The organism is Chryseobacterium cucumeris (assembly GCF_001593385.1).
Classification (GTDB): domain Bacteria; phylum Bacteroidota; class Bacteroidia; order Flavobacteriales; family Weeksellaceae; genus Chryseobacterium; species Chryseobacterium cucumeris.
The window spans coordinates 320,017-333,810 of the sequence record NZ_LUVZ01000012.1 but is presented as its reverse complement, the minus strand read 5'-3'; the positions used below and the strand labels follow the sequence as shown (position 1 = coordinate 333,810).

The window sequence follows — 13,794 nt, the reverse complement described above, 5'->3', positions numbered from 1 at the left end:
TCTCAGCTTTTTGTTCTTTATATTGAAATAAATTCTTCTTATTTCGCCTCGGCACAGAAAATTCTATACTGTACTGCAACTGCAGATTTAAAGTATTCTCTGATTTTCGAAAGATCACTGGCGGCACTTTGTTTTGTGAAATAACTTCCAGCTAAAATCTTATAATTTGGTCTTAAAGAAGCATCGGTCTCCACTTTCAGATTCGGGAATCTTTTTCTGAAATAAGACTTCACCTCATTAGCCTCCTCATTACTTTTTACCGTTGTAATCTGGATTTTGAACCCTAAAATTCTAGGATTTTTCTTACAGATTTCAGCATTGGTAAGCTCTCTGCTCGGTACAAAGATCTTAGGTGGTTTTGTATTGATTCCTGTAGAAATTCCACTATCATTATTACCGAAATCTTTAGGAGAATTTGTTGGAGTAACTTTCGCACACTTTCCTTCAATTCCTTCCAAAGCAGCATTTATTTTGGAATCCATTGTCATAATAAGCTCTGTTCCCGACAGGGTATCCTTTTTAACAACTTGTTGTGCTTCAATATTATAAAATCCAAATAATGATAATATCGAAAATATTTTGATTAGATTTCTCATTTAAACTTGTTTCCGCAAATTTATACAAATTAAAAAACTATACCAAACTGGTTATTTAGAATCAATACAAATTAAACGTAAATGATATTTTCCCTTTTCGATATACCGTTAAATTCCTGTTAAAAATATTATTTTTGCGGAATTGATTGAATGTTCAATAATTTACTAACATAAGATAATTTAAATGATTAGTTGGAGAAAGCATTATAAAAAAACGTTGATCGCAATAGGCTTATTGCTATCAACCAGTGCTTCATTTTACGGGCAAGACGGCGATCCTAAAAACGGAGAGAAACTTTTCAAAGCGAATTGTACTGCATGTCACGCGCTGGACAAACAAGTTGTAGGACCACCTCTAAAAGGGGTTGTAGAACGTGTAAAGACAGAAGGTGGTGTAGACAAAGATTGGCTTCACAAGTGGATCAAAGACAACAAAGCTCTAAGAGCTTCTGGGGATAAATACGCCAATGAGATTTTTGAAAAGTTTAACAAGACTGAAATGCAGGTCTTTCCAAATCTTACAGATAAGGATATTGACGACATTTTAGCTTTCACAACTAACCCTCCTGCTCCGGAGGAGAAAAAACCGGAAGCAACTCCTGCAACTGACGCTACTGCGGCAGCTTCTGCAGACAAAACTACAACAAACGTTGTCATCATTTCACTTTTAGCGATCGCAGGTTTACTGGTTTGGATCTTGGTTAAGCTAAGACAATTGGTAAAACTAGGTCAGTCTGAAGATTTAGCTGGACTTAATGAAACAAGAGTTCGTTCTTTCAGTGAAATGTATGAGAAGTTCCACTTCATTGGTAAAGGTTTATTGGCAATCCTTGCTATTTTAGCCGCTTACGGAGTATGGAACTGGTTAATGTGGATTGGGGTTTACAAAGGGTACAAACCTGAGCAACCTATCTACTTCTCTCACAAAATTCACGCCGGAGAACAGAAAATTGACTGTCAGTTATGTCACTCTAGTGCTAAATACGGAAAAGTATCTGAGATTCCTTCTATGAACGTTTGTATGAACTGTCACAGAACGATTTCTGAATACAACGCAGATCACTACATGGAGCCTGGAAAAGACAAGGCATTCTATGACGGTGAAATCCAGAAGATCTACGCTGCAACAGGTTGGGATCCTGCAAAACAACAGTACACAGGAAAAACACAGCCGGTTGAATGGACAAGAATCCACAACATGCCAGACTTCGTTTACTTCAACCACTCACAGCACGTAATTGCTGGGGAACAGGCGATCATCAATTCTTTCAACAAAAAGAATCCTAACAACAAAATTGATGTTGTATGTAAAGCTTGTCACGGTAAAATTGATACAATGAATGTTGTTCAGATGGCAAACGACTTTACTATGGGATGGTGTATCGAGTGCCACAGAACGACTGAAGTTGATATGAACAACGGTTATAATAAAGAGTACTTCAAAAATCTACATGACAAGTTGAAAAAACAATATCCTCAAGATGGAGGTAAGATCACTGTAGATGCAATTGGAGGTCTTGAGTGTGGTAAATGTCATTATTAATAACTAAAAAATTAGAAGTATAAATGGCTTCAAACAAAATACAATTCAGAAGTATTCATGAACTTAAAGATCCAGCTTTGAATAATAAGCTGGCTCAGAAAGAGTTTCAGGAAGAAATTCCGGTAGAAGATTTCCTTGGAGATGCTGAGAAAAACGGATCTAGTACTTCAAGAAGAGATTTCCTTAAATTACTAGGGTTCTCTACAGCAGCAGTAACATTAGCTGCCTGCGAAGCTCCGGTAATCAAAACGATTCCTTATGTGGTAAAGCCGCATGATATTATTCCGGGAATCCCTAATTATTACGCTTCAACTTATTTTGACGGTTTCGACTTTGCTAGTGTTTTAGTAAAAACCCGTGAAGGTAGACCTATCAAAATTGAACCCAACCCGGCTGGTGGCGATTTAGGTAAAACTAACGCAAGAGCTCAGGCAAGTGTACTTTCTCTTTATGATAACGATAAAGTAAAGCAGCCTAAACTAGACGGTAAAGATGAAACTTTCGATAAAGTAGACAGTTTCGTTATCAAAGGGTTGGAAGAAGCTAAAGCGTCTGGCAAAAAGATTGTGGTATTATCACACTCTTTTGCTTCACCAACTTTCAAAAAGTTATTCGCTGAATTCAAAGCTAAATATCCTACAGCTGAATTAGTAACATATGATGCTTTCCCTTACTCTGCAGGATTAGATGCAGCTCAGGAAGTATTCGGACAAAGAGCATTACCTGTTTATGACCTTAAAGGTTCTGAATTGGTAGTTTCTTTCCAGGCTGATTTCTTAGGAGACTATAACGCTTCAAGCTTAGAAACTTCTTATGCAGCAGCTAGAAAGCCAGGACCAAACATGTTGAGACACATTCAGGTGGAATCTAACATGTCTTTAACCGGTGCTAATGCTGACTCAAGATACAGATTAAAACCAAGTGCTGTAAACAAAACTTTAGTTGAAGTTTACAACGCAATCGTAGGTGGCGGTACTTCTGATAAGACTGCAACTGAAATTGCTAATGAATTGAAAGCAAAAGGAAGCAAAGCTGTTGTTTTCGCTGACGGTTCTAAAGGAGCACAGGTTTTAGCACACTTAATCAACCAAAAATTAGGTTCAGTAGCTTTTACAGGTAAGGCAAACTTCCTTAAAGAATTCAACGCTGCTAAATACCAGGAATTCTTAGGATGGGTAAACGGTGGACAAGTTGGTGTATTGATTACAAACAACGTGGACCCTATCTACTCTCATCCAAAAGGAGAAGATTTCAAAAAATCTTTATCAAAAGTTCCTTACGTAGTTGCTGTAGCAGATAAGAAAAATGAAATGTACAAAGCAGCGAAAGCTGTCATTCCGGTAGCTAACTGGCTAGAGTCTTGGGGAGATATCGAACCACAGACTGGTGTATATTCATTAATGCAGCCAACAATTCAGAAAATCTACAAATCAAGACAGATTGAAGAATCTTTATTGGTTTGGAAGAATGGTAAAAACAATGCAGCAAACAACTACTACGATTATTTAAAAGCAAGCTCTGCTTCTCTTTTAGGTGGTACTTCTTTCAACAAAGCATTGTACAACGGTATCAACACTTCTACCAACGCAACTACTTTAGCTTATACAGGAGGAAACGCTGCTCAGGCTGTTGCTGAACTAGGAAACTTTAAAGCTTCTGAATTAGAATTAGTATTATACACTAAGACTTCAATGGGAGACGGTACTCAGGCAAACAACCCTTGGTTACAAGAGTTACCTGACCCAATCACAAGAATGTCTTGGGATAACTACCTTACAATTTCTCCTAAAGATGCAGAGAAATTTGCAATTGACAACGATCTTAACGCGAGAATGCAGTTAGATGGTTCTATTGTAAACCTTACTGTAAACGGAGTTAAAATAGAAAACGTTCCTGTATTCGTACAACCAGGACAAGCCGAAGGATCTGTAGGTCTTGCACTTGGTTATGGTAAGAAAAACTCAGGAGCAACTGCTGATACTGGAGTAAATGCTTATCCTTTATTTGACGGTTCTAACCTTGTGCTTTCAGGTGTTAAAATTGAGAAAACAGGAGAAGATCACGAGTTCGCAGGTATCCAGCTTCAAAATACATTAATGGGTCGTTATGAGATCGCGAAGGAAGTTCCTTTGGCAGATTTCATCAACGTAGCTTTCGATGATGAACACAAAGGATGGAACAAACCTTTGGAATACCACACTATCAGCGGAGCACTTCCAGCGAGAAAAATCGACCTTTGGGATGCTTTTGATGATACAGATGGTCCTCACTTCAACTTATCTATCGACCTGAACTCTTGTACTGGTTGTGGAGCATGTATTATTGCTTGTCAGGCAGAAAACAACGTTCCTGTAGTAGGGAAAGAAGAAGTAAGAATGTCCAGAGATATGTACTGGTTAAGAATTGACCGTTACTATTCTTCAAGACAAACGGTAGAAGTATACGAAGGATTGAAAGAAGGAATGGCTGTACCAGAATTATACGGTACTGCATTCAATAAAGAAGGAGGTGCATTAAACCACCCTGCAGACAACCCGGATGTAATCTTCCAGCCAGTAATGTGTCAGCACTGTAACCACGCTCCATGTGAAACTGTATGTCCGGTAGCGGCTACTTCACACGGTAAGCAAGGTCAAAACCATATGGCTTACAACAGATGTATCGGTACCAGATATTGTGCAAACAACTGTCCGTACAAAGTAAGACGTTTCAACTGGTTTACTTATAACCTAAATGACAAGTTCGATTTCAACATGAACAACGATTTAGGAAGAATGGTACTTAACCCGGATGTAGTTGTAAGAACTAGAGGGGTAATGGAGAAATGTTCAATGTGTATCCAAATGACTCAGAATACTATTCTTGAGGCTAAGAAAGAAGGAAGAAGAGTGAAGGATGGAGAATTCCAGACTGCTTGTTCTAAAGCTTGTTCTACTGGAGCAATGACATTTGGAGACATGAATGATAAAGATTCTTCAATTAGAAAGCAGTATGCATCTAACAGAAGATATTATTTACTAGAGGAGATCGGAACAAAACCAAACGTGTTCTATCACACTAAAGTAAGAAACAGAGTAGAAAAATAAAGTTTAAATAATAAATAGGTAAAAAATGTCAGGACATTACGAAGCTCCGATAAGGGAACCTCTAATTATTGGTCACAAAACTTATCACGATATTACAGAAGATATCGCACGACCTATCGAAGAAAGAGCAGGTAAATTATGGTGGATCTCATTATATGCTGCACTAGTTCTATTCCTCTATGGATTCGGCTGTATCGCTTACACTATCGGGACAGGTATTGGAGCATGGGGGCTTAACAGAACTATTAACTGGGGTTGGGATATTACCAACTTCGTATGGTGGGTAGGTATCGGTCACGCCGGGACCCTAATCTCCGCAGTATTATTATTATTTAGACAGAGATGGAGAATGTCTGTAAACAGATCAGCAGAGGCGATGACGATCTTTGCGGTTGTACAGGCAGCAATCTTCCCTGTAATCCACATGGGTAGAGTTTGGGTTGGATACTGGGTATTCCCTTTACCAAACCAATTCGGTTCTCTTTGGGGGAACTTCAACTCTCCTCTACTTTGGGACGTATTTGCGATCTCTACGTATTTCTCAGTATCAACTGTATTCTGGTTTATGGGACTTATCCCTGACTTTGCAATGATCAGAGATAGAGCTAAAACTCCTTGGACTAAGAAAATTTATACATTCCTTGCATTCGGTTGGGGTGGTAAAGCAAAACACTGGCAAAGATTCGAAGAACTTTCTTTGGTTCTTGCAGGTTTGGCAACTCCACTTGTATTCTCAGTACACACTACCGTATCATTTGACTTCGCAACTTCAGTAATTAAAGGATGGCACTCAACAATCTATCCTCCTTACTTCGTTGCTGGTGCAATCTTCTCAGGATTTGCAATGGTACAGACCCTATTATTGGTTGCAAGAAAAGTGTGTCACTTAGAAGAGTATATTACAATGTATCATATCGAAATTATGAACATCGTAATCATCTTAACCGGTGGTATGGTAACTGTAGCTTACGCAACTGAATATTTCATCGGATGGTACTCAGGATCTAGATTCGAAGATTTCACATATCTTTCTCCGGGTGCTGCTGTAGGACCTTACTGGTGGGCATTCTGGTCATTGATCATCTGTAACCTTGTTATTCCTGCTTCTTTCTGGTTCAAGAGACTAAGAACGAACATTATCTGGACATTCATCGTTGCATTGATCATCAACATCGGTATGTGGTTCGAGCGTTTTGATATCATCGTTATCAACCTTTCAAGAGACTACTTACCAGGATCATGGACAATGTTTAAGCCAACGATCATTGATGTGGGTGTATACTTAGGAACGATCGGATTCTTCTCTGTATTATTCTTATTATATGCAAGAACATTCCCTGTAATTGCACAGGCTGAATTAAAATCGATTTTGAAAATCTCAGGTGAAACTTATAAAGCAAAAGAAGGAGATGAGCACCACTAAAATTGTATACGGACTTTATGCTGACGACGACGATTTAATGAACGGCGTTAAAGCATTCAACGATAAAGGAATCGCAATTAACGAAGTTTATACTCCGTTTCCGGTTCACGGACTAGACAAAGCTTTAGGTTTAAAGAAAACTAGAATTTCTGATGCCGCTTTCATCTATGCTTGTTATGGTGTAACTATTGGTGCTACTCTTACCTGGTACGTGATGAATCACGACTGGCCTCAGAATATCGGTGGTAAACCAGCTTTTGACTGGGGACACAACATGCCGGCATTCGTAGTTCCAATGTTCGAATTAATGGTATTCTGTGCTGCTCACATGATGTCTTTAACTTTCCTAGTTAGAAACAAAATGTATCCAGGAGCTCCTGCTCAGAACCCGGATCCAAGAACGACTGATGATAAATTCATGATGGAATTCGTAACTGAAGATGTAGAATCTGTAAAACAGTTGCTTATTGAAACTGGAGTTGAAGAAATAACTGTTAAAGACGCTTAAAATGAAAAAGAATGTATTAAAAATTACAGCGGTTTTAGGTTTAACAACAGTTTTACTTAACTCTTGCGGACCAAAGGAGAATACTCCGTTGGTATATTTCCCGGACATGTATTTTCCGGTAGCTTATGATCCATTGATGAAAGCTCAGGATGCTTATTCAGATCATGAAAATGAAATTCCTGCTTTTGTTAAAAATAATGGTGCAACAGGTCTTTCTCCGGTTGAAGGATCAGTTCCTCAGAATAAAGACGGAGTTTTTGAAGAAAGCTTATTACCTAAGAATGTTGACGAGTACAACGCAGGGTATGAAGCATCTAAAAAACTTACAGCATCTCCTTTGAACCCAGCTAATGCAGCTAAGGATCTTGAAAGAGGTAAAATACTGTTTGATCACACTTGTGCTGCATGTCACGGTACAGGAGGTGATGGACAAGGACCTATCGTTCAAAGTGGAGCATTCTCTGGAGTACCCAACTATGCTGACAGAGAAATTACTGTAGGATCTGTTCATTATGTATTAACAAACGGTAGAAATGCCATGGGATCTTATGCGGGACAATTGAACGCAGGAGACAGATGGAGAGTAGCAATGTATGTGATGAGTGCTTTCAAAAAAGGAGCAGCAGCACCGGCAGCAGCTACAGCGGCGGCACCAGCAACAACTGAAACGACTACCGAAACTAAAAAATAAGAAAAGAAATGTATAGTTTTTCACCAAAATTAAAATCAACTTCTATAATACTTCTTGTTGTAGGTTTAGTTCTTTTCGGTATTGGTTTCTTTTTGAACAAAGGAATATCTACTGAGAAAATAGAACAAATGATGGAAGCTGTTCATGCTTCAGGTCATACTGCTCCTACACACTCAAGTGAAATGGTTGGACCTCAGGATCACGCGGCTCACCTTGAGCACGCTACATTGCAGGTACACAACCAGCCTTTAGCAGCAATACATTTTGTAGCTGTATTTTTCTTTGGAGTAAGCTGCTGCGTATTATTCTTCTATTCTATTCAGCACGCTGCCCATGCAGGATGGCCAATCATCATTACAAGAGTAATGGAAGCTATTGCTTCTTATATTCCTTACGGTGGTGCAATCCTGGTAATCCTGATGATCTTAAACATCACTCATAATGGTCACTTATTCCACTGGATGGACCCTGAATTGACAAACCCGGATTCTCCGCATTTTGATGTGATCTTATTTGAAAAGAAAAAATTCTTAAATATTCCTTTCTATGCAGTAAGAACTTTAATCTATGTGATTGGTGCTTCTTTCTTCGCTTGGAAATTGAAAGCTCAGTCTAAGAAAGTAGATGAAACGAAATCTAAAGTAGAGTATCAAATGCTTTACAGATGGGCAGTAGGATATATTGCATTCTTCGGATTTGCTTCTGCAGCTTGGGCTTGGGACTGGTTAATGTCTATTGACCCTCACTGGTATTCTACAATGTATATCTGGTATTCAATGGTTAGCTGCCTTTCAAGTGGTATTGCTGTAATCATTCTATTAAGTGTTTACCTTAAGAAAAATGGTTTCTTACCACAGTTCAATGATAACCACTTACACGATTTAGGAGTATTCCTTTTCGCTACAAGTATGCTTTGGACATATACATGGTTCGCTCAGTTCATGTTATACTGGTATGCCAACGTTCCGGAAGAGGTTAACTACTTCTTCGGTAGATTCCAGCACTACTCTCCTACTTTCTTACCGATGTTGATCATCAACTTCTTATTACCACTATTGGTATTAGTAAGCAGCAGCATCAAGAGAAACTACAAAGTAGTTACTACAATGGCAGTAGTAGTAATCTTAGGACACATCTTAGATTACTTCAACATGGTAATGCCAGGAACAGTAGGACCATACTGGAACACTCCTGAAGTATTCCTGTTAATCCTAGGAGCAATCCTGTTCGTAGCTGGATTATTTATGTTTACTGTACTTTCAGCTTTATCTAAACTGAAGTTGATTCCTACAGGAAACCCATTCTTACACGAATCTGAAATTTATGAGTATCCTTTCTAAGGACTTGTAACAAAATAAAATTATAAAAGACTGATTGTTAAAACAATCAGTCTTTTTTTATGTATATCAGGTAACTCGTCGCCATTGATGGGATCAACAATTAAAAAAAACTTACTATGAAAACCAAACTTTTCCTTTACACATTCTTTCTTTTTTTATATAGTTTTATTTCTGCACAGACCATCACTTTCGTTTCTGAAAAAAGTAGTGCTCCCCTTCCCAGAGTTTCAGTGTTTGGGAAAGATGGAACTATTCTGGCATACTCAGATATTGAAGGCAAGATTGACAAACAATCATTATCTCCCTCGCAGGAAAAGTTTCAGCTTGTCTATAATAATTTTCCTGTTGCCACCTTATCATATTCCGATTTTGACCAGCCCATTATTAAAATCAATGATCAGGTAAAAGAGATTGAAACCGTAGTTATCAAAAATAACAAACCTGCCAAATACATTTTTATCAAAGGAAATTTTAATGCTTACGTGACCGTAAATAATAAACTGAATAGTTATACCGATGGAATTGTAACCTATATTTTTGACAACAAAACAAAAAAGCTAAAAAGTACAAACGTGGAACAATACAGGGTTTTCAGATTGACAGAACCTAAAAACGAGAAGAAAGAAACTTCATCATGGGATTATGGAAATTCTCTACAGATTCCAAAACTTAAAAATGTAGGAAATCCGGAAGAATATAAAACAAAAAGAAATATCATCAGAGAATTGAAAGGCGATCGTAAAGATCAGATTGAGGTGACAGGCGGAGCACTTCAGGAAAAAGAATTTTCATTTTTCGGATATCGATTTTATGATATCAGAACCATATTGAATATGTCTTTTGAAAAGGGATCAGAAAAGACATTGAAAGATTTTCTTGAATACAATGAACTTGTTTTTGTTAAGCTTAAACACAAAAGCGAACCCGAATACAATCAGATTGCCGTTTACACAAATTTCTATCCTACAGAACTTAGCTTTAACAACGACAATGATATTGAAAAAGTAAAATTTGATAAAGAAAACAGTAATTACAAAACTTCTTACTGGCAGGATTCTTCATTCCCGAATATGCAGACCATCTTCAGCAATTTTTTCAAAGGAGACTTAAAAGAACAACCCCAAAAAAAGTAAAAATATAGGATTATGGCTATTATGAAAAAGAAATAAAACAAGCCATAAAACATAAAGTGAAAATAAAATCCAGTATTAATAAAGGTTTTATTAAATTTGCAACAAACCAAATAAAAATGAAAAAGTTTTCTTTTCTACTTGTTTTCAGTCTGTTGCTTTTTACAGCATGCAAGAAAGATCATGTAGATGCTACGAATACTAAAACACTGCAGTCAAGTATCAATGATATGACTTCCAGTTTACCTACCATTAAGCAGATTAAGTTTAATGAAGCTCTTTATATCCTTAAAACATTTGGAGTAGAGGCAGACGGTGATATCAATGAGCTAAAAGCCCTTGGAAAACTGATTAACGGAAAGAAAGTTCCTGAAATCATGTCTTTGGCTGACGAAGTGGCTCAGAAAAACGGAATAGAATGGGCAAGTACTGCCCCACCATCACTTGGAGAGATGAATATCTTCGGGGATGATAAAGCTAAAGAAAGCGATCCTAACGATGTGAAAGCCGGATCACTAAGCCTTGTGACAAGACCTACGGGAGATGACGGAACCGGAGCACCTACAGCAATCCAGATTGTTCCAAGACTTGTAGATGCAGCCGGAAACCCTGTATCTTTCACAGGAGCTGGCCTTGAAGCCACTCTTGAAGTCTTCAGTAACGGTGTAAGATTGGCTACTGCTAAAAACCTTATGCAGGATAATAACTTTAAAGGATTCAATTTAAAGTTCTCTTCTATCCCTGCTTCAAAAGTGGTAGATAATAAAATTGATATCACGGTTTCTGTAAAAACAACTGCCAAGACTTTCAAAATGTCTAAAATCGGGCTTGATGTCAATGCAGCAGCTCTAAAAGTTCCTGCCATTCCAAAAACTGATTCGACAGCGGTGACAGAGCAACCAAGCGCAGTGATAGATCCAAACAATCCAACAGCAACTCCTGGAGCAACTACGGATCCTGCAACAGCTACTCCAGCAACACCAGCTGCACCAAAGCAGCCTACTGCAGACCCTAAAAATACAGTAAGTAAGTTCCTGAACAGTGTGAGTTCTCAAAACTTAAAAGCAGCATACGAAACAGCCAGTAATCCAAGCTGGGGAAGTTATGAATCTTTCTCAAATCCTACTTCAGGCTTTGGATCTGTAAAAAATGTAAATGTAAAAAACATTACGACAAGTGGAGCTAATGCTAATAGTGCGAGCGTAAACGCTACTTATGATGTAACGGATAAAAGTGGGAAGACAACTTCTTTAAAAGTAACTTTCGGGCTTAAAAATGTAAATGGAGACTGGAAAATTTCCAGCTATAAAATCAATTAATAAATGGCTTCAGCAGAACTGATCAAAAGATTAGAAGAAACAATTGAAAATATCCCTGATTTTCCGATTCCGGGAATCCAGTTTAAGGATATTTCACCTATCTTTTTAGACCCAAAACTTTACGAAGATGTCATTGCAGACCTTGTTGCATTCAGTAAAGGAAAAATAGATGCAGTCTGCGGAATTGAAAGCCGCGGTTACCTTTTTGGAATCGCTATCGCTGTGGCATTGGAAGTACCATTTATTCTAATCAGAAAAGCAGGAAAACTTCCCCCGCCAATTATTTCAGAAAAGTATGATCTGGAATATGGAAGTGCCATTATTGAAACCCGTGAAGGCCAGATAAAACCTGGACAAAGAGTTTTAATCCATGATGATCTTTTAGCCACGGGAGGAACTACTGAAGCTGCAGCAAAATTGGTAGAAAAGCAAGGAGCAATTGTTTCACAGTTTAGTTTCCTTATCGGTTTACAAGGTCTGAACGGTGATGAAAAACTGAAGAAATTCGGTGCAGAGATCTACCATATTTTAGGATACTAAGACTTAATATATATGCTTCGAAAGGTTCAGCATGACAACGCTAATCATTTACTGTGAGATTAGAACAAGCACTATCAGAAGTGTCATGCTGAACATCTCGAAGCATCTTTTTTTTAATAAATTCATCATTCACCATTAACAATTCACAAGATTTCGTCAATAATACTCACAAAGTATTTTGTAAATCTCTCAGAAACAATTAAATTTGCATTTCAATTTTTAAAAACTTATGGCAAAATTGGGAAAGAGTGCTCAGAACGAGCAAGAAGGTAAAGAAACAGTTGAGTTCTTTAAAGACCTTGACAGAGAGGCTTTAAACACTGAAAGATTTGTTGAAAAATATTCAAAGCCGCTTGGTTTTGTATTTGGAGCTTTGATTTTAGGAGTTTTAGGATTCTTTGCTTATAAGCAATTTGTAATTGCTCCAAAGAACACTGAGGCTGTAAAAAGTTTCCTTGCTGCTCAAAAAAATCTTACGGAAGGTAAAGATAAAGATGCCTTAGGTGGAAAATCTGCAGCTAATCCAGGTTTTATAGGTACAGCTAATGAATATTCTTCTACTGAAATTGGTAAACTTTCTGCTTACAATGCTGGTTTATTAAAATTCAAAGAAGGAAAGTTCCAGGAAGCATATGATCTTTTGGATAAATTCTCTTCCAAAAACAAAACCTTGATGGCAATGAAGTATGGAGCAATGGCTGATGCAAAATCAGGTCTTAACAAAAATGATGAAGCTCTGTCTTTATTAGATCAGGCTGCTACAGCATCTGATGATCCTTATACAACGTATTATTTTACAAGAAAAGCAGGTATTGTTGCTTTAGGATTAAAGAAAAATGCAGAAGCTAAAAAATACTTCTCTGCAATTGACGAGAAATATCAGGACTACGACAATGGAATGTCTGATTCTTATATCGAAATGACTAAATATTATTAAAAAATGGCAACAGTTAATCTATCCGATTACAAGCCACTTCATATAACTAATGCCGAAGATTTTTCTATCGGCATTGTTTTTTCTGAGTGGAATGATTTTGTAACTTACAATCTTCGTGATGCAGCTTTGGAAATCCTTGAAAAAGAAGGGGTAAAACCTGAAAATATCAAACTTTTCCCTGTACCAGGAGCTTTCGAATTAAGCTATGCTAGTATGCAGCTTTGCAAAGAGAGAAAATATGATGCAGTAATTTCTATCGGATGTGTGATCCGTGGGGAAACTCCACATTTTGACTATGTATGCTCTGCAGTAGCGCAGGGAATCAAAGACTGTAACATCATGACGGACACCCCCACTATTTTCTGTGTATTAACAGATGATAACAAAGAACAATCTATTGCAAGAAGTGGTGGAGATCTTGGAAATAAAGGAGTGGAAGCAGCCGTTACAGCGCTAAGAATGATTGATTTCAAAAAGAGATTATCTGATAAAAAGGGGAATATCGGTTTCGGACATTCTTAACTTTTTATTCACTTTAACAATATAAAGGGGCTATTTTTAATAGTCCCTTTTTTATTAGTATATAAATAATTCATAAATCTTATTAATAAAAAGGATGTTTTTCTTTTTTTCCGTCAAAAGTTCCCTACAAAAACTATCTTTGTGAAAATTAATAAAGAC

Annotated in this window: 12 protein-coding genes; 11 read left to right on the top strand and 1 reads right to left on the bottom strand. The window is 37.5% G+C overall.

The features are described 5' to 3' along the window. Window positions 1–38: 38 nt before the first annotated feature. Window positions 39–596 carry a hypothetical protein gene (locus tag A1704_RS10445; RefSeq protein WP_062673122.1) on the bottom strand — a complete coding sequence of 186 codons (558 nt, stop codon included), beginning with the start codon at window positions 594–596 and terminating at the stop codon, window positions 39–41. A 184-nt stretch (window positions 597–780) separates the two neighbouring features. On the opposite strand from A1704_RS10445, the gene A1704_RS10440 reads away from it, so the two are divergent. The 11 genes from A1704_RS10440 (at window position 781) to ribH (ending at window position 13,635) form a co-directional block, all read left to right on the top strand. Next, window positions 781–2,139 carry a c-type cytochrome gene (locus A1704_RS10440; protein ID WP_062673120.1) on the top strand — a complete coding sequence of 453 codons (1,359 nt, stop codon included), beginning with the start codon at window positions 781–783 and terminating at the stop codon, window positions 2,137–2,139. A 23-nt stretch (window positions 2,140–2,162) separates the two neighbouring features. Next, entirely contained in the window at window positions 2,163–5,225 is a 3,063-nt protein-coding gene (locus tag A1704_RS10435) for a TAT-variant-translocated molybdopterin oxidoreductase (protein ID WP_062673118.1), read from the top strand. A 25-nt stretch (window positions 5,226–5,250) separates the two neighbouring features. After that, complete coding sequence (nrfD, locus tag A1704_RS10430) at window positions 5,251–6,648, top strand: NrfD/PsrC family molybdoenzyme membrane anchor subunit (protein ID WP_034691792.1); 1,398 nt, start codon at window positions 5,251–5,253, stop codon at window positions 6,646–6,648. Further along, on the top strand, window positions 6,635–7,156 hold the full coding sequence (locus A1704_RS10425) for a DUF3341 domain-containing protein (protein WP_027371993.1): 522 nt from the start codon (window positions 6,635–6,637) through the stop codon (window positions 7,154–7,156). The genes nrfD and A1704_RS10425 overlap by 14 nt, the downstream gene beginning before the upstream one ends. Before the next feature lies 1 nt (window position 7,157). Beyond that, complete coding sequence (locus A1704_RS10420; RefSeq protein ID WP_034691797.1) at window positions 7,158–7,847, top strand: c-type cytochrome; 690 nt, start codon at window positions 7,158–7,160, stop codon at window positions 7,845–7,847. An 8-nt stretch (window positions 7,848–7,855) separates the two neighbouring features. Continuing rightward, window positions 7,856–9,187 (top strand): hypothetical protein, encoded by a 1,332-nt coding sequence (locus A1704_RS10415; RefSeq protein WP_034691800.1) that lies wholly within the window; start codon window positions 7,856–7,858, stop codon window positions 9,185–9,187. 116 nt (window positions 9,188–9,303) lie between these two features. Then, window positions 9,304–10,320, top strand: a complete 1,017-nt coding sequence (locus A1704_RS10410; RefSeq protein WP_062673116.1) for a hypothetical protein — start codon at window positions 9,304–9,306, stop codon at window positions 10,318–10,320. A gap of 116 nt (window positions 10,321–10,436) precedes the next feature. After that, the gene (locus A1704_RS10405) at window positions 10,437–11,636 is read left to right on the top strand and encodes an NTF2-like N-terminal transpeptidase (protein WP_062673114.1); all 1,200 of its coding nucleotides are present in this window, start codon (window positions 10,437–10,439) and stop codon (window positions 11,634–11,636) included. 3 nt (window positions 11,637–11,639) lie between these two features. Further along, window positions 11,640–12,176, top strand: a complete 537-nt coding sequence (locus A1704_RS10400; protein ID WP_062673112.1) for an adenine phosphoribosyltransferase — start codon at window positions 11,640–11,642, stop codon at window positions 12,174–12,176. A 229-nt stretch (window positions 12,177–12,405) separates the two neighbouring features. Continuing rightward, window positions 12,406–13,113, top strand: a complete 708-nt coding sequence (locus A1704_RS10395; protein WP_062673110.1) for a YfgM family protein — start codon at window positions 12,406–12,408, stop codon at window positions 13,111–13,113. 3 nt (window positions 13,114–13,116) lie between these two features. Beyond that, the gene (gene ribH / locus A1704_RS10390; protein ID WP_062673108.1) at window positions 13,117–13,635 is read left to right on the top strand and encodes a 6,7-dimethyl-8-ribityllumazine synthase; all 519 of its coding nucleotides are present in this window, start codon (window positions 13,117–13,119) and stop codon (window positions 13,633–13,635) included. The last annotated feature ends 159 nt before the right edge of the window (window positions 13,636–13,794 follow it).